A 26,910-nucleotide genomic window follows, 5' to 3' on the forward strand; every position below is an offset into this window, starting at 1 on the left:
TGGGGGCTGGCGCAGGTGAGATGCAACCGGCCAGTTCACCCAGTTGTTCCTGTCGAACTGGCTCATATTGCACCGGCCTTCGTGGCGGTCGCTATTGCATTACCGACGACGGGTCGAAGAGCTATCTGAGGCGTTGAGACGAAAGTCGCTGCGTCCAAGCCTCACTTAGATTGGCTCCGGCCATTCGCACTCTGGAATCAGTTCGCGAAGCATTTTGGTCCGTTCGCCATCAAGGACGATTTCCGCATCGAGGTTTCCTTCATCCACCTGGCGCATGAATTCACGGCATACGCCGCAAGGCGGCAGGACGTGAAGGCGTCCCGTTTGCTGATCGCGCCAAACGGCCACCGCCTTGCGAAAGCGATATTCGCCATTCGTGACCATGGCAGCCATCGCGCTTCTTTCCGCACACAGCCCCCAGCTAGGCGTGTCAACGCAAACGCCGACATAACGATTTCCGGTGCTGGATATCACCACGGCACCGACATCGCCAAACAAGCGACCGTTCATTGTTTGATGCGGTTTGAGTAGGTGGGCAGCCTGCTCAATTAGATCATTGTTCTTCATGACGGCAGGTTGTCACCTTGTAACGAGCAGGAGAATTGCCGAATTCTGCAAGAAGAGCCTCCATTATTTTGCTTTGAGATTGTCCCTGCGAATGCAGGTCTACGACCCGGGTGACAAGGCCATGGTCGGGAGAAACCCTTAGCTCGTTGCAAGCATCGGCAATAATCGCCTCCAATAGGTCGAGGTCATCGATATCAATCGCAATATCAGAAAGTAAGCCCACTTCACACTCCGCTGATAGAGCCATAGCGGTAGCATCCGCCGACTGGGCTCCAAGCGACCAGCGAGAAGATGATAACGAAATTACGTCCGCGATCCAGTGAAATCCAGGAACGCCTTGACCAGCCGATGTGCTTCGATGTCGGATGGCGGTGCGTTTATCGAGACATCTCCCCGGCACCATGCCGTCCGCCGATGGCCCCAATGCAACCCACCATCGACCTAGAGCCCCTAACTGCAAGTCGGCATTCGGAAATTGTCGGTCTTGAGGTCGCAATCTCATCAGAATCTCGTTATCTCGGCATGCTGCCGTTGCTCATCGCAACAATGGACGAGGCAACTTAGGGCGCTCCGATATGCAGTGGTAGAGCGCCCATCCCTTTCCATGCCGCGAGCCTTCACAGCCAGTCACGTCAGGTAACCAATCGTCAATTACGAATTTGGCATCCAGGCGTATAGTGCTCTCCAGGGATTGCGATCCCTGCCTTGAGGTCGACAACAATGGACTGGGACGCAACGTCTGCATTCACACCCGTCGGGCTGACACTGCGCGGTCAGCCAGCTCACAGGATCATCCGCACCCTCGGCGACGCGGCATATGTCCTGCTCAAGGACTGGCCTTCCGATGACGGCGAAGAATATTTCACTGCGGTAAAGGCTTGCGTGGATGCGATCAGCGGTAAGATTGCTGCGGAACAGTTCAGGGAGGCGTTTTTGCGTGCGGCCGATGAGGCAGGAATCGTTGCGCTGACCGTCGTTCAGCGATCACAACTAGGAAGGAAACGGTTGGCTGCAATCCGCTCCATTTGACTGATCATCGATCATGCCAGATGAGGTTGGTTACGCTTTCTCAGCGACTTTCGCCCATTCTCGGCCCAATGAAGAAAGTCGCCAACCACGGCCTGACAGATAACTGGAAGCAAACGCGCCGCGTTGTCCTGCAACGTGATGGCTTTCAATGCGTGTCCTGCTCAACGAAGGTGACGTCCGCCGAGGCTGACGTGCATCATCTACTGCCTCGGTCCATGGGCGGGTCCGATAACCCCTCAAATCTTGTCACTCTCTGCGATGGCTGTCACGCGGCCCATCACCCAAACCTGGCAGGAGGTCTGGCGCGGCGGGTAATCGAACGCTGGGCGATGCGGCTTGCCCGATGGCTGGACAAGGAAGCGCGAGCTCTTGAGGCCGATATGAACTTCGGTCCTATCCTCCGGCTTTTTGGTGCATCCCATTTTCGCGACGGTCAGCTCCCAATCGTTTTGGCAGCGCTCACCGGAAAATCCATTCTGGTCGTGAGCCCGACGGGGTCCGGCAAGTCGCTCTGTTTCCAGCTCCCCGCCCTGCTGCGAAAGGGGATGACCATTGTCGTCAGCCCTTTGAAGACGTTAATGACCGACCAGGTTTCGGGGCTGCTCCGCAAGAAAATACCGGCCACTTTCGTCAAAAGCGGCCTCAGTCACGACGAGAAGGAAATCCGTTACTCCATGGTAGAGCAGCAGGCCGTGAAGTTCCTCTACCTCGCGCCGGAGCGCTTCTTCGTTCGGCGACAAGAGGAGCGAGACGCCTTGGCACGAAGCCAGCCAGAATACATGGTCGTCGACGAAGCTCATTGCGTCGATCAATGGGGCCGCGATTTTCGCCCCGAATACGGGCGTTTGCGGGAGGTGCGCCAGAGCTTGGGTTCGCCGCCGATTTTGGCGTTCACCGCGACTGCCGGACTAACGATGCAGAAACGCATCTTGGCATCCTTGGGGATTGAGGATGCAACGGTGTTCGTTCGCGGCGTTGATCGACCGAACATCGCATTGATCCGGTGGCGCTGTGCCACCGCCTCTCGTCATCTGGAAATTGCGAAGTTGCTGCGCACGCCGTTTATCGCGGGACGGAAGGCCATGATCTTCGTTCCGACGGCTCGTATTGGTCAGGAACTGCAATCGAACCTGCGGAACAGTGGCCTTGACGTCCCGTTTTACCATTCGAAACTCGGTACGGAATGGGAGCGCCAGGAACTACTAAAACGCTTCCAAGGGGAAAGCCGACCGGTTGTCGACCATATAATCTGTACGAACGCCTTCGGCATGGGCTTGGATGTGCCCGACGTTCGCCTCGTTATCCACTGGCAGCAGCCGTCGTCTGTCGAAGATTATCTTCAGGAGTTCGGTAGAGCCGGACGCGATGGCGATCAGTCGGCAGCGATCATATTTACCGAAGGCAATCGTGCCGGGCGCGATGTTGGCCTCCTTCGTTTTATGGCCGAAAAGACGTCCGGCAGCTCAGAACTCGATGAAGTCACTGCTCAGTCGATGCTCCAACAGCGGTATTCGCAGATTGAGGACCTAAGTGTGCTGCTCAGCGCCAAGGGCTGTCTGCGAACTGGACTCGTCGAATATTTCGAGGGGCCGAAAGTCCCGGCGCGGCAAGGGCTCGGACGCATGATCCTCAACTGGGTCTTCAGTAGCGATAGCAAGGCGCGGCGCTTCCGATACTGTTGCGACGCCTGTGCGCGACAAGGCCGCCAGTCCAAGGCTCTCTCAGACCATTTGATGTCAGTATTTACCCGTTTCTGAGGCTGTGGCTCCGGACCAACGGTCGTAGAGCGCCCGCTTGTTTGCACGAGCCGGTCCACGTTGTGGGTTCGCTTCTTTAGCTCATGCAAGCCGTCGATCTTCGTTTTGCGGGATGCGAGAATCCCAGATGTCCCCAACCGTTCTATAAAGGAAAAAAGCAGTTCCTGAGGTTGGCTATGAGATTGAAATGGCTGTTCGCCAAGGGCCTAGATTTTGGCATCACCGACAAGTCGATGTTTGCTCTGTTCGGTATCGTGTTGGCAGTCAACGCGCCGGAGTATCTCCCCTTCTTGCTCGGGGTGTGGAGGTGACGGCAACAACGCCATCACCTCTCCGGCCTAACCGATACCAAAACAGCAGTTTGGGCACTGGCGATAAGAAGCAGTTAATACTATATATAGTGTTTGCGGCCACCGTCACCACAGGATAACTCAATTTCGGTCCAACCGATGTGTCGAGGCTGCACATGGAATTCATATGGAAAAAAAGGCGTGGGGTTTAAAGTCACGGTCGCGCCGAGATTTGCTCTTATCGTATGCAGCCTTATTCTTGCTGTGCAAGCGCCCGATCATTTGCCTCGCTGGTTTTCAATCCTTCGTGCGGAGCTGGTGGGTTGGTCCCCATAACGAAAGCCTCGCGACGCAAACCGAGAAGGTTCATGTCGCTCAATCTTCCATTACGAAATTGCGGTATGGCAGCCCGAGGAATGAAAACACTAAGAAATCACTGAGTTGCAACGGCTATTCGCCAACAGTGATAAGCCGAAGTCTCTCCAAGATCGTGTCAGACCGGGAACTCGCACGTTTTTCCGAAGCTGGAAGGTTTTATGTGTCGAATGATGCGGGAGTTGCAGTCCGATTCAAACCACAAGTGCTTCGCCTCTAACGCGGCATCGTTGCCAGAAACTCATAAATTTTTTGATCGAGAATTTCCGTTGGGTCGTTATCCGCCCACGATGCCGGGTGCTCGTTGACCTGTGTGTCTCGAAGCCTCAACATCGTGGCTAGGTCCTCGTCATGAAGGAAGATGATCAACTTACCGGTTTCTCGCATCGCTCCTTGTGCTGCGACTATCGCGTGAGGATGGGCGGCGGTACGGCTGAGAACGAAACACACTGACCTGAGGGCAACAGTGCTCATATAGCGTTCAGTGGTGAACACCTGCATCGGACCCACTGGCCCCGTATAATTCTTGCATTCAAAAACTATAACGCGAGCGCGAAAATCCCGGGCTAAAGCAGACCAAAATTGATCCTGCGATTTCACGCGATACACAATATCAAGGATACTCAGGCCGTCATCCAGCCGTGGGTGCCTGCGACCATCCAGCAACACGCCACCGAACAAATAATCGACGATCTCCTCACATACCAATTCATATTCGCTCGCGTGCTCGGCCCCATACTCGACGGCGCTGAGCAGGGCTATTAACTGCTCTCCCCTTGGCTGCATGGGCGCGTCGTCTTGTTCGGCGTCATCACCTTCCTCCGAAACAGTCGGGCCCGACGGCATCTCAGTGGCAAGCGCGGAAAGGCTCCTCGCCTCGGCAAATGGCTTGCAAACTCCCGCAGCACGGGTAGTGTTCCACTATCAGCAATAGAATATCACCGCATTCACATTTCCTAAACTTGAGGGGGTTTATCGAAATGAACTGCTTGCGCTCGCTTTTATTCGTGTCCGGTACGCTGCTTGCCACGCATTCTTTGGCGGCTGACGTCAAAATCGTTTCCTGGAACGTTGCTGCCTCGCCTTATGAGGAAGTCCTCACGCGGGCATCCGACTACAAGAAGATGGCCGACACCTTGTCGCCCGACGTGATTGTGCTGGTCGAGTTGACAGGGCGACCCGATCTGACGGCCATCGCCAACGCAATCGGCTGGCAGACCTACTATGCGACTATGTCTGACGGTCAGGTCCAACGCAACGAAATCCATATGAGCTTGGAAGTCGGTGTCCTCTCGAAGATACCGATCACGTCTGTGATCGAATTCGACCCAAAACCGGAAGGACGCACCCACCCGGTCATGACGAAGTCCAAGCCAGACGGCGATAGCTCTATACCGGTGACGGAGATGCCGCTAAAGGGCACCGACATGATGGGCCTAGCGGTGACCGACCGTGGGACCCTGCGTGTCGATCTGGCAAACGGCCTGACCGTTTTCCCGGTACACCTGAAATCGAATTCTAACGACGCCTGCTATGCGGCTGATCAGAGTATTGGCCATCTGAAAAAGCTGGGACTGCCTGCGCTCCCTGCCCTTCAAACAGTCCTGGACAACGGGTCCGATGTGAAGGCAAAGGAGGACAAAGACAACGCCTTCAAACGTGAGCGGGTGATCGCAGCCACCAAGACAGTTGCCGATCAGGCTGTAGCTGACGGCCGCACCGTTCTGATCGAGGGCGACTGGAACACGTCCTTCGAGCCGGGCAAGTTCGGCCAGTCCTTCGATGACTGTCAGCTTACGGCCTTCACCTGTGCGAAGGCACCGTTCCCTGCCAGCGCCTGTACAGGTGATGGGTTCGATGACACTTTCGCCATTATGACGGTGCCGCTGTCCGGCAGCCAGAAGTGGACGATGGTGACCAAGGACCTGGGCCGCACCTTTAACGAGACTGAATTTGCCGACAAAGCCATTGACCACATGGCGGTCCCCGCAGCACAAGCGTCGTCCTTCGCAGCACCCAAGATAGGATCAGACACTTTTGGTTCCGATCATTTCCCGATTTTCATCGTCTGGACAGCCGGTCCCTGATCGCTCGTTCGAACGGAGATAATCATGGGAAGAATGCGCAGCGCCCGTCCCGACAACGTGCACAGGCGAATTGGGCGGCTCACTGCAGGGGACCGGCTTGATCTCACAGAGGGTCAATATGAGAAGCCTATAATACTGTCAGCACTGGCTGGAACCGAGTCTGAGCCAATCGTGATCCGTGGTCCCGATGCGATACTCGGACCAAGGGTGTCCTTCGAAGAATACAAAGAAACCGGCAATATGTTGGCCGCAGCGCAGGAGGCCGGTGGTCGCTTCCCTGGGCTATACTATCTTGCCGACAACGGCATGCTCGTCCTCAAGAATTGTCAGTGGATCACAATCGAGAAACTGCATTTTGAAGGCTGCTGGCCAACAGCGATCTACCTCGAAAACTGCCAGCACATCACGCTGCGGGGCCTGAGGATCAGCGGTGGAACCTTTGCCATCGGTGCCACCGGCACGAACACGCGTCACATCCTCGTTGAGGGATGCGATTGGGTTCAGGACATCAGTGGGAACGGCTGGGAAATCTGCGACGCGATCCGCGCGAAGCGGCCAATCGACAGGGAGCTGGAAGGCACGCCATCGAAACTATGGCAGGAGATCGATTGGATTCAGGTGCATGGTGAACGGCGGGACACTGGGAAGTCCGTCAGCATCGAGAAGGATGCACGTGCTTACGACGGCGACTTCTTTCGGGCCTGGAGTATCGCGGGCTACGTGGTCATCAAGAACAACATCATCGTCGACGCCTTCAACGGCATCCATTTCTTCAACCAAGTCGCCGAGTCCATCGTCGACAGCTGCTCACGCAACGTCCTGGTCGAGGGCAACTGGTTCATTCGAATTCGCGACAATGCCATCGAGCCTGAGCACTTCGCCTGGAACTGGACGATCCGCCATAACATGATCGTCGATTGCTACGTGCCGTTTTCGCTGGAAATGGCGCGTTCGGGTTACTTCTATATCTACGGAAACCTCGGTTGGAATTTGCGTAAGCCCGGCCCCGAAGAAGATACGCACACGAGGGGCCAGCTCTTCAAATTCCCGACTGACCACGTCGCGGACGGCCCCCACTACGTCTTTAACAACAGCTGGGTGCTGCGTGCTCCGATGGCGAAGAAGAAGCGCTTCTCAAAATTCGTGCACGTTAATAATGCTATCGACTATTACGAAGCTGACGCATCGATAACGGCACCGTTTGGCAAGAATTTCAACGATCCAACACCATATTGCGCGAATACTGCCAAAACCCTGGAATTTGAGCGGGAGCACTTCACGAGGCTTTGGCCGTTTTTGGGAATTCGGTTCGACGGCGATGTAATCCACCACCCCTCGATTCCCGACGCAATACGCAATGCGGGATACCCGATAGGCAAAGCTCTCAGCGGAGAGTCGCCTACTTTCGCAGACCGAAGGCCGGGGCTTCCGCACGGCTTGAAGACCAAGAACAGGATTGATGCTGTTGATCTCATCGTGCAGCGGCCCGATGGCACGACGGAGATCGCCGTCGATACGACGCACCATCAGGTCGGAGCTTGGCAAGGAAACGAATTCATCCGGTTTGAAGACCCGGCGTTCTGGTCCTATTGGCCAGGACGGACACACAAACGGCGTGAGGTTTCGTGAGGATAATAGCATTTCTCGTAGGCATCACGCTGGCTGTAACCGCTTCGTCCTCTCAGACGACCGCAGAAGAACCGTCCAAGTCTCTTCCCATTACCGCCCCTCCGCAGGCATCGCCTCTCTATGATGACGGGCGTCGCCTCTCCGATATTGACGTATGGTGTTCGTTGGAGACGCGCTGTGATATCCGGCAGTATGTGCAGCAAATGGGTGTCTGTGGCCTCTATGTCATCAAAAACCGAACCGTCCGCGTCGAGCTGTATCACGAGACGGACATCTGCGAGGGAGGCAAAAATGGCATCGACAAGATGTACGGAGTCGCCTCTGTGGCGAAATCGCTGACGTCGACGCTGCTCGGGCAAGCTCTCGCGGAAAGGTATCATCTTCGAACCAGAGCAGAATTCGAAGCCATCGTGCAAAGGCCGGTTGGCAGCTTTCTAAAACTTCGCAATCGCATGACGCTGGCCGAAAGCTATTCGACGGTGCGGCTCAACAAGCTGCTATTGATGCGGTCGGATATTCAATGGCGTGAGGGCTATTGGCCAGCATTGCTTTCCGACTCCATCGCATTCGACAATCAAGTTCGGACACCCCCAAGAAAGCAGTCCCTGATCAGCTTCGCATCCCGATACAGACCTACCCGACATCGTCCAGAACGATTCAACTACTCGGCGCTCGATTCAGCGATGGCTATAGCTGTCGCACGGGACCTATCGCGCCTTCCCCCGCTGAAGGCCTTCGAAAAGGGAGTCTGGTCGATGATCGGAGCAGCGCATTCCGCAAGTTGGAACGTCGACATCAATGGCGATCCCATTGGTTCTTGCTGCTTCAAAGCCAGGATCGATGATCTTGCTCGTTTTGGCGATTTCGTTCTCCACCAAGGACGGGGCAAAGGCATTCCGGCCGCATGGTTCGACTTGGCGACTGCCCCTCTCGAAGGCCGTTTCAAGGGCCTTGAGAAAGAAAGCGACGCGTCGGTTGACGGCTGCAAACTGGGCTATGGGTATTTCTGGTGGCTAAGGCAGAAGCGGCCGGATTATTTTGCATATGGTCGGGATGGTCAGTTCATTCACATTTACCCGCACGACGATGTCGTTATCGTTCAGCTGTCAGATTGGGATGCGGTCCCCGTGAGCAGTCATGCGAGGTGTATCGCACTTAAGACGCACGATGCCATCGTGAAGAGGCTCGGCCGTTGAGAGAGGTCATTCAGCAATTGCTGCAGCTTTTCGCGAACCGGCCGAGGAAATGGTCCCATATTCTGCGGTTGGTCGCAGCGTTCATTTGCTCGCCGTCCTCGGGCTTCAGCAATGACGACGTCACTCTGAACGACAACTCGATGTTTCCTTCGTGTGGCGGCGTATTCGACTTGTGCGGATACGCCGACGGACGGACTGGCAAAGAATTGATCCCGAAGGCATTTGAGCGGGCCATGCCGTTTTCGGAGGGCATGGCCGCAGTGCGCATTAACGGGCTTTTCGGATACGTGGACGCGACGGGCAAAGTCGTGATCGAACCCCAGTTCGATCTAGCCGGACCCTTTCATGACGGATTTGCGGAAATACTCGTCGGTCAGCATACAGGCATCGTCGCAAAGACCGGGAAGGTGGTGTTGGAGCCGCAATTCGCTCGTTCGACACCGGTCATGGGCGATGTCCTCGTCGTGCGGAAGGGGCAGTATAGGCAAAGGCGGCCCCCCGAATTGGAAGAATTGGCCCCATTCGACGGGTTGTTCTTCGAATATCAACCAATGGGCCTTTTCAGCCTGACCAAGGGCTGGCTGACCGCAGACACTTACGAATTCAAACCCTTCGAACGTGGCCGTCCAACTTACGTTTGGGCTCGCGACCTTAATTCGAAACAGGGGCGTTTTGGCCTCATGGATCAAGACGGTCATTGGAAGATTGAACCGGCCTTCGACGCGGTTCAGTCACTCTATGACGGGCGGGCCGTTGTTTCGATCAAAATGAAAGAAGCTGGAACGCGACGTCAACTGTCGGGAGCGGTCGATGCGGACGGACGCGTCGTCATTCCCCTCGCCTACGACTGGTTGTCGTATTGGCAGCAGGGCTATTCGGTCGCCCGCCTGAATGGCGAAGAAGGCTTTCTGGATACAGGCGGCAGTCTCCTTGGAGGCAGGCTTTTCAAAAAGGCCGAACGCGATCTTCAAGGGAAGCCGTCCAAGGTGCTTGTTGATGAAAAGTGGTTCGGCATTAGCCCGGATGGCAGCCTTATTGATGCTCCCGAGGAAAAGCCCTACCCCTTCAGGCGCGGGGAACCGATTATTCCTTCCAAAAACACCCAGTGCAAATTTGGCGCGTCGATTGTGTCGAAGGACGGGCTCTGGGGACTGGAAGGGCCTGACGGGCGCATTCTGGTCGAACCCAAATTTGAAGCGATCTCGTGTTTCCATCAAGGAGTCACATGGGTTCCCGACACCGCCAAGAACGCATGGTGCCCAATCGGCCCGAACCGCAAAGTTCGCAGTAAGCCGGACTGCCTCCCCGCCTACTACGAATTCGAGACGCCTCATTATTATCCGGAGAAGCTCGATCCCGATCCGTTCAGAAGCAGCGTTCTATGGATGCAGGCTTACTTAAAGCATGGTCTGGACCCATCGAATCCACCACCAAGGCTGATCGGGGACGGGATACAGGCGAGAGGCACGATTTCTGTGTCATGCAGGGAGATCATTCCGTGCGAATGAGGTCGATGCCACGGCTCCTGTACGTTCGGACATCGGTAGGTTCGAGCGATGAGAAGACGTATTTGCACTCATCGGCGGCCTGGTAATTTTGCGACGATCTGGGAACGGCCTCGATTGACAATTTGACTTGCCCGTTTACCTTTAGATCGGACGGAGGCAAGTCGATTTGCTTGCTTGGGGCTGGTGAAAGGCCCGTCAGCGTTGCGCGATTTTAAGCGCTCGTACCGTTCAGAGACTGCGGAGTGACGCCAATCGGCGTCGTCTTGTGCGAGGTTTTCCTCCCAACTGAGGGGCGGCTCTTAAGTCGCTGCACGTCCGCTTCAGCAATGAAGCAAAGGACGTGAGCTCATGAAATCAAACAGTCGAATCAGAATTTTAAGAAACAAAGCTGCCGAGAGCCAAGGCTGGCGATGTTACTATTGCTCCTTTCCCATGTGGGAACGCGACGCGGAGATTTTCAAAACACGCTATTCCTTATCTTCTCGGTCAGTCCGGCACTTCCGCTGCACTGCAGAGCATTTAAAGGCTCGATGCGATGGAGGTCGCGACATCCAGGAGAACATCGTCGCCGCCTGTCATTATTGCAACAGGACTCGTCATCGGAAGAAGCGGCCGAAAGATGCAGCTTCCTATGCCAGCTTTGTTCGATCCAGGATCGAAAAAGGTCGATGGCATCCTGTCCAGTTAACGCATCAGCAGTCTGAAGCCGACGTATTGGATAGTCACGCGGGGTGATGACCAACCTATATAGGCTTCACCACAAGCAGTCTGGCAAAGAAATGAAGGAGAACGCCACGGCTACGCACCACGAGCGGAGTTGTGGAAGCCAGCGTCGGAGATGCGGGCCGGACACAACATTCGAAGGCGCGAATCTTTGAACGCAACCACAGCATGTTTACGGGTTGGAGATTGTTGGCGTTCATCAATGGTGTGATGAGAAAATTATACAATCCGAAATTCATCGGCGCTGTTGTCATTGTTGTCTTAGTTACTGCCATCGTGCTGATTGACGATGTAAGCTCCTCACGGCGGTCCGCAATGCTGACAGCGATATTTGGAGCGGCTGGAACGCTTTGGCTTTTCCGCCTGATCTGCATGCTATTCATCGGCCTTGCGCTATGGGCGATGTGGCATGATATGAAATCGCAAAGGCGAATTGCTCGGATCATCGCTCAGCGGGAATCCCTCGACAAGAGTATTAGTCGCGACAAGTAAGCGCGTTTGAACTGTATCGGTTACGGGAACAACAGCAGAGTTCGGGAGACCTGCCGTCAGAGGTAAAATGAAGCCTAGATTATTCGCTACAATGATATGCCTTGTCACCCTGTGGGCTGCGTCCGCTGAGACATCGTCTGCAGCCATGTGGTTGGTGAGGGGACCTGGCAATACCTCCATGGCCGCAGACTCAGCCTGTAAGGCCCGCGAGGTTAAAGCGCCTGATGACGGTCATCTGTGGATCGATTGCTGGATTGCCGAAAAAAAAGTCACACTCCTGATTGCTTCGGTCGCGCCTTTCGTGGCGAAGGACTTCACCCACCGAAATGCGCGAGAGTTTTTTGCAAAGATTACGGCCGGAACGGAATGGTCCGCCCTGAAGGATAGCGCTTCGTTCTTCGGCGGCTCGTCCTTCCCCGGCTTCGAGCCGTTCGCTCAAATGCGATTGATTGGCAGGCTCTGTGAGCCCGGAAAGCAATGCGCGAGGGCAGAGGAAAAACTCGTCGCCTTCAAGGTGCTTGGAACGGCAAGGATGACGGTTGCACTGATCGTGATGGGAGACGTGGAGCAAAAGGATTATATCGTGAAGGGCAAATCCGTTGCCAGTTATCGCTACTTCCCTGACCCTATCACCACCATGATTGATACATTCAACTTCGCGACAATTCAAAACCCCCCGTACTAAACTATTGCAGAGACACGGAATTTCCCTAACGTAACCCTGAACGTGGTCTACACATCCAAAATGCCGTTCGTCGTCTCCGGAAGAGCTATGAATTCAAAGCCGAACAAGGACTTCCTCGAATTCCATTCGTTACCGGCGGATACAATCATTAAACTCATCGACCGCTCGCATCAGCTCGCGAAGCATTGGCACAGCCGTACCATGCCGCAATCACTGTCTGGCAAGCGGATCGGCATCATCGTCGATGACACTGGGTGGCGGAACACAACAGCCTTCGAACTAGGTGTGAAGGCCATGGGCGGAATATCTGTGGAGCCGCCGATCAGCTTCAATATTCGAGAGAGCACATCCGATCTGGCGGGCTATCTCGACAACTGGTTCGATCTCCTCGTTGTCAGGACGAAGGAGCTCGCCACCTTGCGAGAGCTTGCCTTAGTCGCCAACGCGCCCATCATCAATGCTCGAACAAAATCCAATCATCCCTGCGAGACCCTTGGTGATCTTGCCTACATCAAAAGCGTCAGGGGAACACTGGAAGGCATAAAGGTCGTTGGGATCGCGCCGGACGCCAACATTTTCCGGTCATGGGTTGAGGCGTCGAAGGCGATGCCCATCCACGTCGTCCAGGTATATCCGGAGCGCTGGCAGATCACTGATCCGCACCTGCTAAACCCGAATTTCGATACCAGCCACGACATCCGCCACGTCTTCGATGCGGACGTGATTGTCACAGACTCGTGGCCCGGCGACGCAAAGGAAGGCGAATTGGCACCCTATCAGGTGTCAGCATCACTCCTCGACCAAGGGCGGCAAGACATGATCTTTCTGCCTTGCCCACCCGTTGCAAGGGGTCAGGAAGTGACAGCCGACGCGATGTCGCACCCGTCGTGCTGCAGCCGCGAGGCAAAGGCCTTTCTGCTTCACGCTCAGAATGCCTTGATGGAGTGGGTTACTTCCTGAATCACGGCACCCTCGCCACGACGGATGGACAGCAGAAAACCGGCTTCGACCGGACGTCAGTTGCGAACCTTATTCCCTTGCGACAAAGTTCACCAAGCGGCCCGGGACTACTATTTCCTTCGCAATTATCCTACCGGCAAGCAAGGTCGCCACCTCAGGCTGTGATCGCGCGGCCTCCAGCAAACCGCCTCCCAGATCGGCCGCCGCTCTGAAACGGTGCCGAACCTTGCCATTGATCTGAACAACGTACTCACGCGTCTCCTCCGCTGGCAGGTCAGGATCAAAACTTGGCCACGGAACGAGCGCTATCGTTCCGCGATGACCAAGCTTGCTCCACAGCTCTTCAGCAATGTGAGGAGCGAACGGCGACAGCAACAACACCAATGTTTCCACGACTTCGCGCGGTCGCTCGGCCGCTGCCATCAGAGCATTGGACAATTCCATAAGGCGGGCGATAGCAGTGTTGAAGCGCAGGGCTTCAATATCATCAGTGACGAACTTCACCGTCTGATGTCGCAACCGAAGGAGTTCGGGGCTGGGCGCGACGTCCCGCACATCCCGATACATTCTGTCGGCATCATCACAGACAATGCGCCAAACCCGATCCAGGAACCGGCGCACACCGATCACTCCTGAAATTTGCCAAGGCTTGGTGCCATCCAGTGGTCCCATGAACATCTCGTAGAGCCGCAGTGCGTCAGCCCCATATTCCTCAACGACCTCATCGGGGTTCACCACGTTCAGGCGCGACTTGGACATCTTCTCGACGGCTCGATGCACCTCGACCGATCCGGCAAACCATCGGCGGTCCCTTTCGGTGACATCGGACGGTTCATAATATCGCCCACTCGTATCCCGGTAGGAGTGCGCTAGGATCATTCCTTGATTGAACAGGCGTTGGAACGGCTCCTCGGTTGAAACCACCCCGATATCGTAGAGGACCTTGTGCCAGAAGCGTGCATAGAGCAGATGCAAGACGGCGTGCTCGGCTCCACCGATGTAGATATCGACAGGCATCCAGTAGCGCTCGGCCTCATGTCCAACCAACTCGCGCTCGTTATGCGGATCGAGGAAGCGTAAATAGTACCAGCAGGAGCCAGCCCACTGGGGCATCGTGTTCGTTTCTCGCCATGCCGGAATGTCAGTGCCCGGCACGGTCGTCTGGACCCACGCCTCGGCACGGGCGAGCGGTGGCTCTCCGTCAGTCGTCGGAGCATAGTCATCCAATTCGGGCGGCAACAGCGGCAGGCACTCTTCCGACAGGGGCATAACCGAACCATCTGCCAGATGCAGCACCGGGATCGGCTCACCCCAATAACGCTGACGCGAAAAGAGCCAATCGCGAAGCCGATAGGTAACCTTCGCTTTTCCTGCCCCGTTATCCTCAAGCCAGTCGATCACACTTCGTCTGGCCGTCGAGGAGTCCAGGCCATCCAGAAATCCGGAATTGACCATCGGACCGTCACCCTCGTAGGCGACCCGTTCGACAGTCTGCTCACTCTCAACAACGCGAATGATTGGCAGGCCATGCGTGAGAGCAAAGGCGTGATCGCGAGAATCGTGGGCGGGTACGCCTATCAGGGCACCAGTGCCATACTCACCCAGAACATAGTCCGCCACCCAGATCGGCAAGCGGGCTCCCGTTGCCGGATTGATCGCGTACGCACCCGTGAAAACGCCGGTCTTCTCGCGTGCGGCATCGCTGCGCGATGGCTCATCGAGGGTTGCGGTCTGTGCAACATACCTTTCCACCGCATCTCGCGCCTCCTGAGTCACAATGACAGTCACCAGCGGATGCTCAGGCGCGACCACGATGTAGCTCACGCCAAACAGGGTCTCGGGTCTGCTCGTAAAGGTCACGATTTCCGATCCGCCATGCTCAACAGCGAACGCAATCTCGGCCCCTTCCGAGCGACCGATCCAATTGCGCTGCATGGCCTTCAGGCTCTCAGGCCAGTCGAGATCATCCAAGCCATCCAACAGCCTGTCGGCATAGGCGGTGATGCGTAACATCCATTGACGCATCTGGCGGCGGACGACCGGATCACCGGTCTCGACATAACGCCCGTCTTTGACTTCCTCGTCAGCGAGTACGGCTTTCTGCGCTGGGCACCAGTTGACCGGCACTTCGGCTTGGTACGCGAGGCCACGCTCGAACAACTTCAAGAAAATCCACTGCGTCCACCGCACATAGGAAGGATCGGTGGTGGCGAGTTCGCGGCTCCAGTCATAGGAAAACCCCAGCCGCTGCACCTGGCCACGAAATGTCTCGATATTGCGTTTCGTCGTAATGGATGGATGAACAGCGGTGCGCATCGCGTGGCGCTCCGCAGGCAGACCAAAGCTGTCCCACCCCATTGGATGCAACACATTGAATCCACGCATGCGCTTGTAGCGGCACAGAATGTCCGTCGCCGTATAGCCAAGAGGATGGCCGACATGCAGCCCTGTCCCCGAGGGGTAAGGAAACATGTCGAGTGCATAAAATTTCGACTTGGAGGGCTCGATCTCCGCGTGAAAGGTGTGGTGCTCGGCCCAATAGGCCTGCCATTTGGCTTCAATGGCCCGTGGATCGTAAGGCATACTTCGCTCCTCGCGCCGACCAACTGTGGTGGCGTCTTTTAAAATGTCTCTGGTTTTCGAGTTTCAGGAGCAGCTACGGCTGCCGGTACTCCGATGGCTTCCGGCAGCCGTAGCTAAGTCGACGCACATACATCCGCAGCGCCAACCAGGGCTCGGCGGTGAATGCACGATAAGGCGAAGGAGACGTTCTGGTGTTCACGGATGATGACCACGTAAATCAGGTGAAGGCAAATGGCACGATAGCCCCGGCTCCAGTCAGGAGGCCGGGTTGGTAAGTCGTGCGTCCAGGATACGCACACATGCTGCTTTGCTCGCGAAGGTCATCATGGGGTTAAGAGTGCCTGATATGATCGCTTCTGCCAAGAGCATTTGTCTGGTTACTGCAGGAGCCGATCATAGGGGCTTGTCGGGATAATATCGGGGCGGAGCAGTCGAAACCATAATGGCACCCTGTGCGATGCGGTTCAGGAGCGAGAGGGCCTCTTACGCTCTTCTGGGCCGACGTTCCCTTCCGGTGGGATACTCCGCTGCTGCATGGCGCTTTAGTGGAGATTGGCATGGAGCCGATCTCAGTCGTATCTGCCAACAACCTCAAACGATATCGCGTCTCCATAAACACACGTAGCCGCATCGCTGACGTGACCCGCAAGCGCTAGAATCCTACGAAAAGCCCCATAGGGGCGCGGATGCACTTCCTTGATAGTCTGAGATGCGGGTGTTACATTTCGAGCGGGAGCCTTACCGAACCTGCTGCCGGGTTGAAGGGTATTAAGATCAATGACGTCCCCTGTCCGGAGGTCGAAGTGTAATCGGCAGACTTCGATGAGGATAAGGGATTGCCAATGTTCTATGAGACAATAAAGTTTTCGTCGCACAACATAGCAGCTCTCAAAAAGGCGCTACGCAAGCAGTATCCGGCCATCGGCTCGTCGCATGCCGATGAAGCTGTCGCGGCCTCTTTCGGCTTCAGAACGTATGCCGCAATGCGGGGTGTACTCCAGCAGGTGAGTGGCTCCGCTCGCTTCATGGTTCAAATAGATGCTGCCTTGCTTGTGTTGCGCCTTGAGGAGCTGGGCTATAGCGGGCTCGTAGTCCAGCGGACAATTGTGGGAGCGCCGTATCCTGATCGATGGCTGGGGGACGAATTGGAGCGATCACTCGTGCGACGTCGCATACCAGACGCGGCGAACGGCTAGACAATGTCAATAGTCCTACGTCCCGCGACAAGATCGGATGCGGCTTTCCTGCTTAACCTAGAGGAAGTCTGCATGCGCGGCTACGCCGAGGAATTGTGGGGCGACTGGAAACAGTCTAACACGGCGGAGAGCCTAGATGTTACGGGTCATGAGGTGATTGAACTGAACGGCAAGGCCGTTGGATGTGTTGCCGTGATCTGGCACGAAGATCATATTTTTGTAGAAAAGCTCTATATAGCCCCCGGCTTTCAAAATAGGGGAATAGGGTCGTATGTTTTGAACATGAAGTCTTACCACGCAGCACAACAGGGACTTCCTACCAAGCTCAGCGTCCTAACCACAAATCCTGCGGACCGATTCTATAAGCGAGCGGGGTTCGTACTAGAGGCGGAAACGCTGGAACGCCGCCGGTTTTCCAAGGCAGTATTGACATCCTGATCCCGCGCCACGCCCAAGCCATGGCGCAAAATCATGGTAGTCCCATAGAACGCAATTTCGCTCCCGGCCGAAGCCGACCTTCGGCCAACTCTCGAATGGCAGCATTGTCGATGGTCGCGTCACGGCTGGAAACTAGCGGGCGACGCTGGCATTTTTAAACTTTGTACCAAGTCAATTTTGATGGGGACAATCTCAAGATGGATGTTTCTTGGAAGCCAAAGATGGCAGGATTTGCTGCTGGAGACATCGTCCGTCTAGTCTCGCCAGCGAGCACTCCGAGCGACGCCGACGTCGATATCTGTGTTAGATATCTCGAAGGACTGGGTCTTAAACCTCAGGTCGGACCTCATGCCCTTGACCGGCTTGGCTACCTCGCTGGCCGGGATGAAGACCGTCTCTCGGACCTGAATGATGCCATTCGGGACCCCTCCGTCCGCGCCGTCATAGCGACCAGGGGCGGAAAGGGGGCCTACCGTATCGCAGATGCCATCGACTTCGCCGCCATGCGTGCGAACCCAAAGGTCCTGATCGGATTCAGTGAGATCACGATCCTTCACCTATCGATCTGGCAACAATGTGCGGTGCCAGGAATACATGGTGCTGCGTGGAACCCGATCCAATCAGGCGAGACCTCTTCCAAATCATTCGAGCGTGTTATCTCATCCATGGAAGATACCATCGTTCATTCAGATGAAGCCGAACCTACGGCTGGCCTCACGACGTCTGGAAAGGTTCGAGGCAGACTACTAGGCGGCAATCTGGACATGATCGCAACGGCAGCCGGTTGGGCACTCCCAAGCCTGCACGGTGCCATTCTGCTGATCGAAGATGTCGAGAAGGGTCTAGGCCATATCGACAGAACTTTGACCCGTCTCATAAAATCTGGATGCCTCGCAGGTATCGCAGGCGTTGCTGTCGGACAGTTTTCCAAATTCGCGCCTTCTAAAGGATTGACGGTGATTGATGTGTTACGGGACCGTCTGGGCGTGCTTGGCGTTCCAATACTGGGCGGTCTGCCGTTAGGACACGGTCCTGACGCGCTGGCGATCCCGATTGGTACTGAGGCAACGTTAGACGCCGACAATAAGGCGCTGACGATCACGTCTACTTTCAACTAATCGACCGAAGCTGCCTCGATTATAAGATCGATCCAAATCGCCAACCGAGAACGACGATCTCTATATCGGCGTGGGCGTCGTTTTACTGCCTTCTTTAACGGAATCGTCGACCAAGGGTTCTGTGTTTCCGTACGGACACAAGTTCTCTGTAGTGAGGATGACCGAGCGTCTCCACACCCTGGCAAGACAACCTCATCTTTCCTAAGTCCTTAAAACCAATTTAGGCAATTGTTGTGGCACGCAGAATTTCAGGTCTCCTTGATGATTCCCGCATGTTCCGATTTCTTCCTCAACATATCACCGACTAAGCAATATTGGGCGACTTAAACGCACTATAAGTATCTGTTATTGCTGCTTATATTTAGACATCACCAGTTCCACCCCCCCATCAGATGTAGCACACGCACGAGACCCGCCTCCGACTGCATAGGTGGCGCACTCATGCGGCACTCTGAACGGGAAGCGGAGCACATGCTCAAAACACTCGCTGCAGCATGCCTGACTATTTCTCTTTCTTTCGCCGCAGCATTCGCCGCCAAGAGCGGCATCGGCGACCTGGATCGCGGTTACACTCGACTTCTTATTTCGGAATGCAAGTTGCGCGGACTACTGCGCAGTCAATGCGCATACGTGCTCGCGACAACCTTTCATGAGACCGGAGGCCTTATGACGCCGGTCCGCGAGACCTTCGCGGCCACTGACCGTCAAGCCATCGCTCGCCTTGACGCCGCTTGGGCAAAAGGCAAGCTGCCTTGGGTGTCCTCCCCATACTGGCGTCAAGGCTGGTTTGGGCGGGGCTATGTCCAGCTAACACATTATTACAATTACCGTCTGGCCAGCATCAAGCTGGGCGTCGACCTCGTGTCGGATCCGGCTGAAGCACTAGCACCGGACACTGCGGCAAAGATTCTAGTTATCGGCTCAAAGGACGGCTGGTTTACGGGCAAGAAGCTGTCGGATTACATCAACCTTCGGGGAGCCGACTTCCTCGGCGCTCGCCGAGTTATCAATGGAACGGATTGTGCCAGTAAAATCGCGGCACATGCCGTCGCATACGACGCCAGCCTTGAGCAAACTGGCTATGGCGTTGCTGAAGCTACACCGAAGATCGCCGCTCGATAGCTGGAACTCACTGTTTGAAGAGAAATACCTGGTCCCGTTCCAGTGTCCTCGGCGTTGCTTCAGGCATGAAGTGCAGACTATATTCCGTCCGCTCTCTTCGCACATCAGTCCGTAAGGAAAGCACAGATGCTCCATCATGAGTCATTCGGCGTCTCAAACATCGAGAAGTCGTACACCTTCTATGATGCCGTCTTGCTGCCTTTAGGCTATTCGAGAGTGTCGGAAGATTTAACGCCCGGCGATGCGTCAAGCTGTCGGCTACGGACCGCCAGGCTCTGGGGATAAATTAGCCAACAAGCTTCGTGCCGGGGCAGCGTCCTCCGTTGGTCCAGGACATCATCTTGCCTTTGCTGCTCCAATTCGAGAAGCAGTCAAAAAACGCCACAGGCACCAAACCGCCTAGATGTCTCGGATTATAACACTGACTCTTTCGGAGAATTGTCGTCTTGGCTCTGTCTTTGGAATGGGTTCCACGTCTGGAACGACTTGGATCACGACTACCATCGCCGAAACCGCGATCTCTGAAAGGTCGCTTTGGGTCGATGGTAAGCGTCCGGCGAACGCATTTTCGGGTGTCGAGAGATGGAATCTATAGGCCGCGTTTCATCTCATCGGCCATGATGCGGTCGATTATTTCAGGATCGCACTGTGTGTCGATGAGGAACTCGCGGATACCGCCGTCCCACGTCCTGATGTCGGCGAGTAGGCTTTGAAGTTCTTCGATGCCATTCTCGGTCAGACCCTTCGTGCCGTCTTCACTGCCATCGCCGACGTAAACCAGTTCGCCTTCGGAGATGTTGTCCGAGTTTGCGGTCACTTCTTCGATCAGTTCGAGGTTTTCGCCGATCATGCCGGCGACTTGGCTGAGTGTGTAGATGAACCTCGAGCGCGCCATCAGGCGGCCTCGCATCGAGCTTTTGCCGGCGTCCAGTTCCAAGGCAGGAGGTCTTCAATTCGGTCTTCGGGGTGATCCTGGATCCGGGTCAGGACATCCGTCAGATAGACCTCTGGATTATGGCCTTGCAGTTTGACCGTCTCGATGATGGTGAGGATGTTGGCGATGCGCTCGCCGCCCTTGTCCGAGCCGGCAAACAGCCAGTTCTTCCTTCCAATTCCAAGCGGACGCATGGCTCGTTCAGCGATGTTGTTGTCGATTTCGACACGGCCATCGTCGATGTAGACGCTCAAGGCTGCCCATCGCGACAGGGCATATCGCATCGCCTCGGCCAGCCTCTGCTTCTGAGGCAAAGTCGAGAGTGTCGCCTCGATCCAGGCCTTGAGTTCGTCCAGAACAGGCCGGGCATGGTGTTGGCGCAGGGTGCGCCGCTCGTCAGCCGACATGCCTCGGATACGGTTCTCGATATCGTAGAGAGCGCCGATGCGTGACAGCGCTTCCTCAGCGATCGGAGACGGCTTGAGCTTTATCACATCATGGAACTTGCGGCGCACATGCGCCATGCAGGCGGCTTCAATGATCTGGTTGCCATAGAGCTTCTTGTAACCCCCGTAGCCGTCGGCATGCATGACGCCGCTGAAGCTTGCCAGGTGATCAGCCGGATGTGCGCCCCTGCGGTCGGGGCTGTAGTAATAGGCAATGGCTGCGGGAGTGGCGGATTGATAGCCACTGCCGTCAAAGACGTAGACCCAGACCCTGCCGGTTTTTGTCTTGCCCCGCCCGGGGTCGAGAACATCGACCGGGGTATCGTCCGTATGTATTCGGTCGAGTGCGGCGATATGGGCCCTGATTAACAGGACAAGTGGTGTCAGCAATGCAGATACCCGGCCGACCCAGTCGGCCATTACGGATCGGGAGATGTCTATCCCCAACCGGTCGTACATCTCTGACAGGCGGTAGAGGGGAATGTGATCGTCGAATTTGGCGATCATGATGTGGGCGAGCAGCCCCGGCCCGGGTTTGCCGCGCTCGATCGGCAAGGTCGGCATCTCGCCAGCCACTGTCGTATCGCATTCCCTGCAGATCATGCGCTTCTCGACATGCCGGACAATCTTGACCGACGCCGGCACGTGCTCCAGCACCTGGACCACTCTGTCGGCCGCCTTCAGGAACGAAGTGCCACCGCAGGTCGGGCAATTGCAGGGAGCTGCATAGACCAGTTCTTCGGTGGTGAGATCATCGGGTAGAGGCTTGCGCTTCGGCTTCTCGGATGCGTCGTCCAACTCCGGCAGAGGCGGTTTCCCGGAGCGCTGTTCAGCCTCGGCCCGGGAGGCCTCGATCTCCTCCAACATCAGCTCGAATTGCTCGATCTTCCTGTCGATCTTTTCCGAAGACGCGCCATGTTGCCGATGTCGGAGAAGCTCCAGTTGCGCGCGAAGAAGCCCGATTATGGAGTCTCGCTTGATGACCTCGGCTTCCTGGCTCTCAAGTTTTGCCGCCTGTTCCGCGACGAGTGCGCGCAAAGTATTGAGCTCGTCCTGACTGTCCAGCGGCGCTGTTTCCATATCCGCGAAACTAGCCGATTTGCCTCTGACGCACCAGCGTTAAGCTTCCCATGCCCCTGCAAAATATAGCTTTTATCCCGTTCGGCCGGGAGCGGAAGTCCACGCCGGGCGTCGCCAATCGATCCCCTCAACGAGCATCGAAAGCTGCGCCTGCGTCAGGTGCGCTACACCCTCTTTCGCCGTCGGCCAGGGAAAGTATCCGCGCTCCAAAATCTTGTAGAACAGACAGAACCCCTGGCCATCCCACCAAAGAAGCTTGATCCGGTCCGCGCGTTTTCCGCGAAAGCCGAAGATTGCGCCCGAGCCCGGTGCCTCCCTCACGACCGTCTCGACCAGCGCGGACAGACCATCAATGCCACGCCGCATATCGGTCACTCCGCAGGCCAGATAGACCCTCACATTCCCCGATGGGCCGATCATACCGCCTCCACGCAAGCGACGAGCGGGCCAAGCAGCTTCAACTCAACGTCAACCGCAACCTTCAAGCTCCGACCGTTTCGAAGCAAGATCTCAACGATCGTCGGCCTTGTTGATGCGGTAGACGGCTGGCTTACGCCAACCTCCTCCGTGATTTCCACCGGGAGGAACACCGTCGGCCGATCGGCATAGTTGAATGATTGCCGCCACAAGCGGATCTGGCCCGGATGAATGTCGTGCCGGCGCGCCACATCGCCAATGCGAGCACCGGGCTCATCAGCTTCCGCAAGTATCCTCAGCTTCGCCTCGTCCGACCAACGCCGTCTGCGCTCGGTACCGGACATGATCTCTATGCGAGCCATGAAACCTCTTCGTTCTGGTATTAATGTCAGCACTAATGCTGGTTCTAATGCCAGAACATCGCCTGATTTGGCCGATCAGCAAAAACAGCTCACCGTACGCTCACGGTCGATGGGAGGCAGAACACCGGTTACTCCCGATTTTGCGAAATTATGCTTTGCACCACGGCCGAGGCGTTGGCGGGCAGCTGGTCTCTCCGCAAATGAACGGCACGGCAAGGCCCTCGCTGATCAGGATATTTCCGACATCCTTGCCGTCGACCAGCAGCGTTCCGCAGGATCGTCCATGATTGCACTTACTGGTACCTTCCGTGCCCGGCGGACACGAGCACGCGACCTTGGTCAGCTGCGCACTGCCGCTGGCTACCAGTTCCCGAAGCCGTGCCGATGCTCGCTCACCAAGTCGGCGCTCATGTTCACATTGGGGCGAGAACTTCTCCGGCGTATTGAAGCCGACCAGGCGTGTCCCTGCCCGCTCTCCCGAGACTTGGACCGTATCGCCGTCGGTGATCGTGAATGCTTGGTCGGACCGTACCGACGCAACGGACGACGGCTGGGCAGCACCTTGAAATGTCGTTTTGCCGATTTCGAATAGTGAATAGAAAAGGCCAACCAGTGCGATTATAGCCACGATCATAATGTCGCGGACAAGTCTCCTGCGCCCCCAGGCGGCCTTCCGCGACAGATACGAGCGTGGGCGATGTCGGAAGAGCCGTGTGTTTACAGCCGTTCGCGGCTCCTGCCGCACTACTGGACGACCCGTTCCTTCACCGCCGAGAATTTGGTGCAGTTTGGAAAGCTGTTTGTCGCTTAAGCGCGTCTTGCTGCCATACCTCTCCAACCTGGCGAGCACGTCCGACAGGAAGTTCCGCTGCCAAGGAGTCAGTGTCGCCTGCGTGAGCGCAGTTCGAATGCTGCTTTTGAGGTGTTCCGTCTCGAACAGAACGAGCACCGCGCCGCCTGGCTTCGAGTTTGAGGTGCCACGCATTTTAGTGAGACAACCCCACGCGTCGGGTGGCTCTCTTATAGTGAACCCAAACGGCCGCGATGAACCCCATCATGGCGATGCCATACCAGCCGAGCAAGAGCGCGAGCATCCATGGATGCTCGCCGCCAAGGGCGAACACCGCTGCTGCAAGGGCAACGTGGGCTATAAGAAGTCCAATCGAAATGAAGAGCACCGGGCACAACCTTTGTTAGTTTTTTCACTCTAAACAAAACAACCATCGCTTCCAAGGTGCGCCCGGGTTCAGCATAAAAGCTAGTAAACGCACGATTACGAAAACGTGTGCTGTGTAGGCCATCCATATTGCCAAGCCGAGTTGCATTTCGATCCGAATCTCGTCATTTGGCGTGCTGCTGTCGGCCACATCGCAACAAAGGCCATGCAGCTTGGGGCGCTCCGGCATTAGGTCGTCGAGCGCCCTCTCCTTGCAAGCAGCCTAGTTGGGGTTTTGCCACGAGGCGATGCCAACGTTCCCGCCGCACTGCGTTGAAAATTGCATGCTTTTTTTTAATTTCGGTTGCGATTTTCGTCGTAGTTTTCGGTGGTCGGAATGTAGAACTGCAGACATGCCAGACTCAAATGGTAAGCGCTCGCCGGACTATTAGAAACGGATAACAATTCGGGTTCCAGGTAACAGATGTCTGAAATTGACGAAAAAATCGCATGGCTTATCGATCACGGATTTGCAGCCGATCTGTTGCAAATGCTGACTGGGGAAAATGATTATGCGGACCTAGATGCGTTCGAGCGACTTGATGTTCATTCAAGCATTCTACGCGGTATGGCAATTCAACACCTGCAGTTCATAATCGAACACGGGGACAGGACAGACGCCGTGACCGTGAACAATCGCGTTGTGTCACCCCATCCAGAATACTTTGCAGCATGGAAACTAGCGTTATGCCCTGGGATTTCTCTTGTTCAACTCGACCGCCTGATTGCGGGAAAACCGGCGCTCGTTCGAAGTCCATGATGCTGCAGCGGACCTGCGCTATGAGAACCTCTCGCTTGCAGGAGCGTTGAGACATCGCTAGCGAGCGCTCATCCATTACGGATCGAAACCGGCGAGAAAGTTGGCCTCGGCATCGCAATGACACCGTGCCCCTATTCGGAAGATTTCGATGCCACGTTTATCCTGGATGATCCTTTTTCGTGATGGCTTTGCGATCTCGCCCTGCTAACAGCACCTGTCGTTTTGCTTTTTCACATTTGAGGGATCACGCATGGATGTGCAAGTGGAAGTCGACCTTCGAACTCGGAGACAAACGTGGGCTTGGGCCTCGGCGACGTTGCTTTGTGTTCTGGCATCGCCGATCTTCCTCGTTCTGAAAACATTCGGTTTTATGATCGGCCTGGAACCGATCCTGTTTTTCGGGGCATTCCTGGTCGTCGCTGTCGCGGGGTTTCTTCTTGGCCCCGTGTCGGTGGCTTGGAGTGGGTACATAGCCGTAACCGAGGTCATCCTTGGGCTTTCGGAAGACCACAAATACTTCTTGTGCTGTTCGTCGAAAGACAGATTTGAATCCGCAGTTGTTTCATTGCTGCCAGTTTTGATGTTTCCGGCAGGAATGACGAGCTGCCTACTTCTAGCTCGGTTTAGGTTTTCGAAATCCTTCACGCTCGGACAGATGATATTGGTTGTCGCCGTCTCAACTGTTATCGCGCACGGCCTGTTGTGGTACTACGAATGGCAAGAGGTGATTGTGAAATGTTCGGCCGTCCAGTGCAATTTTTGAAATGATTTGCGAACTTGTTGAGGTAGACCAACTTAGGCGAGTTACAGCATCCATGAATTAGTTTGGTGGTTTTTCTACGTAATCCCCCGAAAAACCCAATAGCACAGTAAGTCTTCTCCCAGCCGGATCTCTCGTTCGCAAGGCGGCGTTTGATCGTGAAACGCCCATTCTTCTGTTTTTGACAGCTCCCGTTCAGGCAGTGTCGCTTGTAGATTTTTCAATTCCAAATTTTAGAATACCCGCGTATATTGCAGACGGGGTTGCAGTATCGGTGTCTTGAGGGGTTGGGGACATGTGCTGGAATACGTCATCGGCATTCACGCCGGTCGCGCTTGCTTTGCGCGGCCCGGCAACTCGCAAGATCGTTCGGACGCTGGGCGACGCAGCGCATCTCCTGCTCAAAGACTGGCCTTGCGATGATGGCGAGGAATATGTCGCCGCTGTAAAAGCCTGCGGCGACGCAATTACCGGGAAGATTGCCCCGGAGCAATTCCGGGAGGCGCTTTTGCGTGCGGCCGATGAGGCGGGTATCACAGCTCTGATCGTCGTCCAACAGGCCCTGCCCGAGCGGCAATGGGAGTATCCTCCCGAACGTAAAGCAAGCCCTCATCAAACGGCAACTCGCCTGTCATTGTGGCGTTAGGCTGGTATTGGTGGTTACGCACGTCGGCAGGTCGGTTCGCGGGCTCAGCCGGAACCATTGAAGGAGCAAAAAGCTCCCTCGGCTTCGTGATCCACAAAATCGAGAATGGCGAAGACCCAACCTGGAGGCTGGTCTGACCATCGCTTAGGCTGCCGCATCTAAAAAACGACAGGCTAAATCCACCCCGCAGATCGCTGCGGCCTACCACGTCAACGAGACCGCCGTGCGCCGAGCTTACGGAATCATCCAGAACGTTTTTAGATCGCCTACGGTATATATCGGCTACGGCTTAGTGCCGCTGTTGGTCTATATGCGGGCTTTATCGAAGAGGGTATATGTCTAATTTGGCCGTCGCCTTGGCAATCGTCATTTCCTATTTAGATCGGCGTTCCGCCACATCCACGGAGGATGATGACATCCAGGTTTTGGAAGCTGTCGCGGCAGAGCTTCAGCAAACTCCGCCAGACGAAAAGAACGAGGTGGTCTCGGCTCTCCTTCGTATTGGCAGAGCCGATCTCATCGACGGGTTGGGCT

26 protein-coding genes and 1 pseudogene are annotated in these 26,910 nt (G+C 55.8%); 18 read left to right on the forward strand and 9 right to left on the reverse strand.

Annotated features, from left to right (window positions below):
• Window positions 1-165 precede the first annotated feature (165 nt).
• Window positions 166-567, reverse strand: a complete 402-nt coding sequence (locus tag N2597_RS11325; RefSeq protein ID WP_183599281.1) for a cytidine deaminase family protein — start codon at window positions 565-567, stop codon at window positions 166-168.
• Window positions 554-790: a hypothetical protein gene (locus tag N2597_RS11330; RefSeq protein ID WP_183602398.1), complete on the reverse strand. Its 237-nt coding sequence runs from the start codon at window positions 788-790 to the stop codon at window positions 554-556. The genes N2597_RS11325 and N2597_RS11330 overlap by 14 nt, the downstream gene beginning before the upstream one ends.
• A gap of 497 nt (window positions 791-1,287) precedes the next feature.
• Here N2597_RS11330 and N2597_RS11335 point away from each other — a divergent pair, with 497 nt between their 5' ends.
• From N2597_RS11335 to N2597_RS11345, 3 genes are all read left to right on the forward strand, one after another.
• Window positions 1,288-1,596: a DUF982 domain-containing protein gene (locus N2597_RS11335; RefSeq protein ID WP_183599277.1), complete on the forward strand. Its 309-nt coding sequence runs from the start codon at window positions 1,288-1,290 to the stop codon at window positions 1,594-1,596.
• Window positions 1,597-1,664: 68 nt separating this feature from the next.
• A complete protein-coding gene (locus N2597_RS11340) occupies window positions 1,665-3,353 on the forward strand; it encodes a RecQ family ATP-dependent DNA helicase (RefSeq protein WP_183599275.1) in 1,689 nt (562 codons plus the stop codon).
• Window positions 3,354-3,535: 182 nt separating this feature from the next.
• Window positions 3,536-3,664: a hypothetical protein gene (locus tag N2597_RS11345; RefSeq protein WP_341356173.1), complete on the forward strand. Its 129-nt coding sequence runs from the start codon at window positions 3,536-3,538 to the stop codon at window positions 3,662-3,664.
• Window positions 3,665-4,234: 570 nt separating this feature from the next.
• On the opposite strand, the gene N2597_RS11350 is transcribed toward N2597_RS11345, so the two are convergent.
• A complete protein-coding gene (locus tag N2597_RS11350) occupies window positions 4,235-4,804 on the reverse strand; it encodes a hypothetical protein (protein ID WP_183602401.1) in 570 nt (189 codons plus the stop codon).
• A gap of 194 nt (window positions 4,805-4,998) precedes the next feature.
• Between N2597_RS11350 and N2597_RS11355 the strand changes: the two genes are divergently transcribed.
• The 8 genes from N2597_RS11355 to N2597_RS11385 all read left to right on the forward strand — a co-directional run bounded on the left by N2597_RS11355 (window position 4,999) and on the right by N2597_RS11385 (window position 13,298).
• Window positions 4,999-6,105: a hypothetical protein gene (locus N2597_RS11355; protein WP_183599271.1), complete on the forward strand. Its 1,107-nt coding sequence runs from the start codon at window positions 4,999-5,001 to the stop codon at window positions 6,103-6,105.
• A 24-nt stretch (window positions 6,106-6,129) separates the two neighbouring features.
• Entirely contained in the window at window positions 6,130-7,734 is a 1,605-nt protein-coding gene (locus tag N2597_RS11360; RefSeq protein WP_225881462.1) for a right-handed parallel beta-helix repeat-containing protein, read from the forward strand.
• A complete protein-coding gene (locus N2597_RS11365; RefSeq protein WP_183599269.1) occupies window positions 7,731-8,930 on the forward strand; it encodes a serine hydrolase in 1,200 nt (399 codons plus the stop codon). Before N2597_RS11360 ends, N2597_RS11365 begins: the two co-directional genes overlap by 4 nt.
• Entirely contained in the window at window positions 8,927-10,438 is a 1,512-nt protein-coding gene (locus N2597_RS11370; protein WP_183599267.1) for a WG repeat-containing protein, read from the forward strand. Before N2597_RS11365 ends, N2597_RS11370 begins: the two co-directional genes overlap by 4 nt.
• 432 nt (window positions 10,439-10,870) lie before the next feature.
• A complete protein-coding gene (locus tag N2597_RS33710; protein WP_225881465.1) occupies window positions 10,871-11,173 on the forward strand; it encodes an HNH endonuclease in 303 nt (100 codons plus the stop codon).
• 84 nt (window positions 11,174-11,257) lie between these two features.
• Window positions 11,258-11,653 carry a hypothetical protein gene (locus N2597_RS11375; RefSeq protein ID WP_183599265.1) on the forward strand — a complete coding sequence of 132 codons (396 nt, stop codon included), beginning with the start codon at window positions 11,258-11,260 and terminating at the stop codon, window positions 11,651-11,653.
• 178 nt (window positions 11,654-11,831) lie between these two features.
• Window positions 11,832-12,338: a hypothetical protein gene (locus tag N2597_RS11380; RefSeq protein WP_225881463.1), complete on the forward strand. Its 507-nt coding sequence runs from the start codon at window positions 11,832-11,834 to the stop codon at window positions 12,336-12,338.
• A gap of 87 nt (window positions 12,339-12,425) precedes the next feature.
• Complete coding sequence (locus N2597_RS11385; RefSeq protein WP_183599263.1) at window positions 12,426-13,298, forward strand: ornithine carbamoyltransferase; 873 nt, start codon at window positions 12,426-12,428, stop codon at window positions 13,296-13,298.
• A 69-nt stretch (window positions 13,299-13,367) separates the two neighbouring features.
• Here the strand turns inward: N2597_RS11385 and leuS are convergent, their stop codons facing one another.
• Window positions 13,368-15,881 (reverse strand): leucine--tRNA ligase, encoded by a 2,514-nt coding sequence (leuS, locus tag N2597_RS11390; protein ID WP_183599262.1) that lies wholly within the window; start codon window positions 15,879-15,881, stop codon window positions 13,368-13,370.
• Between the two features lie 1,268 nt (window positions 15,882-17,149).
• Between leuS and N2597_RS11395 the strand changes: the two genes are divergently transcribed.
• From N2597_RS11395 to N2597_RS11410, 4 genes and pseudogenes are all read left to right on the forward strand, one after another.
• The gene (locus N2597_RS11395; protein WP_183599261.1) at window positions 17,150-17,515 is read left to right on the forward strand and encodes a GNAT family N-acetyltransferase; all 366 of its coding nucleotides are present in this window, start codon (window positions 17,150-17,152) and stop codon (window positions 17,513-17,515) included.
• Between the two features lie 221 nt (window positions 17,516-17,736).
• Complete coding sequence (locus tag N2597_RS11400; protein ID WP_183599260.1) at window positions 17,737-18,633, forward strand: S66 peptidase family protein; 897 nt, start codon at window positions 17,737-17,739, stop codon at window positions 18,631-18,633.
• Between the two features lie 471 nt (window positions 18,634-19,104).
• The gene (locus N2597_RS11405; protein ID WP_183599259.1) at window positions 19,105-19,755 is read left to right on the forward strand and encodes a glycoside hydrolase family 19 protein; all 651 of its coding nucleotides are present in this window, start codon (window positions 19,105-19,107) and stop codon (window positions 19,753-19,755) included.
• Window positions 19,756-19,881: 126 nt separating this feature from the next.
• Window positions 19,882-20,134, forward strand: a pseudogene (locus tag N2597_RS11410) (VOC family protein); the annotation flags it as partial.
• A 210-nt stretch (window positions 20,135-20,344) separates the two neighbouring features.
• On the opposite strand, the gene N2597_RS11415 reads toward N2597_RS11410, so the two are convergent.
• From N2597_RS11415 to N2597_RS11435, 5 genes are all read right to left on the reverse strand, one after another.
• Window positions 20,345-20,650 carry a hypothetical protein gene (locus N2597_RS11415; RefSeq protein WP_009996984.1) on the reverse strand — a complete coding sequence of 102 codons (306 nt, stop codon included), beginning with the start codon at window positions 20,648-20,650 and terminating at the stop codon, window positions 20,345-20,347.
• Entirely contained in the window at window positions 20,650-22,215 is a 1,566-nt protein-coding gene (locus tag N2597_RS11420) for an IS66-like element ISRel19 family transposase (RefSeq protein WP_183844595.1), read from the reverse strand. Before N2597_RS11420 ends, N2597_RS11415 begins: the two co-directional genes overlap by 1 nt.
• Window positions 22,216-22,287: 72 nt before the next feature.
• Window positions 22,288-22,635: an IS66 family insertion sequence element accessory protein TnpB gene (gene tnpB, locus N2597_RS11425; protein WP_009996986.1), complete on the reverse strand. Its 348-nt coding sequence runs from the start codon at window positions 22,633-22,635 to the stop codon at window positions 22,288-22,290.
• Window positions 22,632-22,994 carry an IS66-like element accessory protein TnpA gene (gene tnpA / locus N2597_RS11430; protein WP_009996987.1) on the reverse strand — a complete coding sequence of 121 codons (363 nt, stop codon included), beginning with the start codon at window positions 22,992-22,994 and terminating at the stop codon, window positions 22,632-22,634. The genes tnpB and tnpA overlap by 4 nt, the downstream gene beginning before the upstream one ends.
• 148 nt (window positions 22,995-23,142) lie before the next feature.
• A complete protein-coding gene (locus N2597_RS11435) occupies window positions 23,143-23,943 on the reverse strand; it encodes a thermonuclease family protein (RefSeq protein WP_341356174.1) in 801 nt (266 codons plus the stop codon).
• A gap of 691 nt (window positions 23,944-24,634) precedes the next feature.
• On the opposite strand from N2597_RS11435, the gene N2597_RS11440 reads away from it, so the two are divergent.
• The 3 genes from N2597_RS11440 (at window position 24,635) to N2597_RS11450 (ending at window position 26,376) form a co-directional block, all read left to right on the forward strand.
• Window positions 24,635-24,970, forward strand: coding sequence for a hypothetical protein (locus N2597_RS11440; protein ID WP_183599715.1), 336 nt, complete (start codon window positions 24,635-24,637; stop codon window positions 24,968-24,970).
• 250 nt (window positions 24,971-25,220) lie between these two features.
• On the forward strand, window positions 25,221-25,733 hold the full coding sequence (locus tag N2597_RS11445; protein WP_183599717.1) for a hypothetical protein: 513 nt from the start codon (window positions 25,221-25,223) through the stop codon (window positions 25,731-25,733).
• Between the two features lie 292 nt (window positions 25,734-26,025).
• Window positions 26,026-26,376: a DUF982 domain-containing protein gene (locus tag N2597_RS11450; RefSeq protein ID WP_183599719.1), complete on the forward strand. Its 351-nt coding sequence runs from the start codon at window positions 26,026-26,028 to the stop codon at window positions 26,374-26,376.
• Window positions 26,377-26,910: the final 534 nt, after the last annotated feature.

Origin of the sequence: Rhizobium sophoriradicis (assembly GCF_025200795.1) — a bacterium.
GTDB classification, from domain to species: Bacteria; Pseudomonadota; Alphaproteobacteria; order Rhizobiales; family Rhizobiaceae; genus Rhizobium; species Rhizobium sophoriradicis.

Bases quoted from the DNA above. Each gene is read 5' to 3' on its own strand.
- N2597_RS11325 (WP_183599281.1), bottom strand. From the start codon at position 567: ATGAAGAACAATGATCTAATTGAGCAGGCTGCCCACCTACTCAAACCG.
- N2597_RS11335 (WP_183599277.1), top strand. From the start codon at position 1,288: ATGGACTGGGACGCAACGTCTGCATTCACACCCGTCGGGCTGACACTG.
- N2597_RS11340 (WP_183599275.1), top strand. From the start codon at position 1,665: ATGAAGAAAGTCGCCAACCACGGCCTGACAGATAACTGGAAGCAAACG.
- N2597_RS11350 (WP_183602401.1), bottom strand. From the start codon at position 4,804: ATGCAGCCAAGGGGAGAGCAGTTAATAGCCCTGCTCAGCGCCGTCGAG.
- N2597_RS11355 (WP_183599271.1), top strand. From the start codon at position 4,999: ATGAACTGCTTGCGCTCGCTTTTATTCGTGTCCGGTACGCTGCTTGCC.
- N2597_RS11360 (WP_225881462.1), top strand. From the start codon at position 6,130: ATGGGAAGAATGCGCAGCGCCCGTCCCGACAACGTGCACAGGCGAATT.
- N2597_RS33710 (WP_225881465.1), top strand. From the start codon at position 10,871: ATGTGGGAACGCGACGCGGAGATTTTCAAAACACGCTATTCCTTATCT.
- N2597_RS11380 (WP_225881463.1), top strand. From the start codon at position 11,832: ATGGCCGCAGACTCAGCCTGTAAGGCCCGCGAGGTTAAAGCGCCTGAT.
- N2597_RS11385 (WP_183599263.1), top strand. From the start codon at position 12,426: ATGAATTCAAAGCCGAACAAGGACTTCCTCGAATTCCATTCGTTACCG.
- leuS (WP_183599262.1), bottom strand. From the start codon at position 15,881: ATGCCTTACGATCCACGGGCCATTGAAGCCAAATGGCAGGCCTATTGG.
- N2597_RS11395 (WP_183599261.1), top strand. From the start codon at position 17,150: ATGCGCGGCTACGCCGAGGAATTGTGGGGCGACTGGAAACAGTCTAAC.
- N2597_RS11400 (WP_183599260.1), top strand. From the start codon at position 17,737: ATGGCAGGATTTGCTGCTGGAGACATCGTCCGTCTAGTCTCGCCAGCG.
- N2597_RS11405 (WP_183599259.1), top strand. From the start codon at position 19,105: ATGCTCAAAACACTCGCTGCAGCATGCCTGACTATTTCTCTTTCTTTC.
- N2597_RS11415 (WP_009996984.1), bottom strand. From the start codon at position 20,650: ATGGCGCGCTCGAGGTTCATCTACACACTCAGCCAAGTCGCCGGCATG.
- N2597_RS11420 (WP_183844595.1), bottom strand. From the start codon at position 22,215: ATGGAAACAGCGCCGCTGGACAGTCAGGACGAGCTCAATACTTTGCGC.
- tnpB (WP_009996986.1), bottom strand. From the start codon at position 22,635: ATGATCGGCCCATCGGGGAATGTGAGGGTCTATCTGGCCTGCGGAGTG.
- tnpA (WP_009996987.1), bottom strand. From the start codon at position 22,994: ATGGCTCGCATAGAGATCATGTCCGGTACCGAGCGCAGACGGCGTTGG.
- N2597_RS11440 (WP_183599715.1), top strand. From the start codon at position 24,635: ATGTCTGAAATTGACGAAAAAATCGCATGGCTTATCGATCACGGATTT.
- N2597_RS11445 (WP_183599717.1), top strand. From the start codon at position 25,221: ATGGATGTGCAAGTGGAAGTCGACCTTCGAACTCGGAGACAAACGTGG.
- N2597_RS11450 (WP_183599719.1), top strand. From the start codon at position 26,026: ATGTGCTGGAATACGTCATCGGCATTCACGCCGGTCGCGCTTGCTTTG.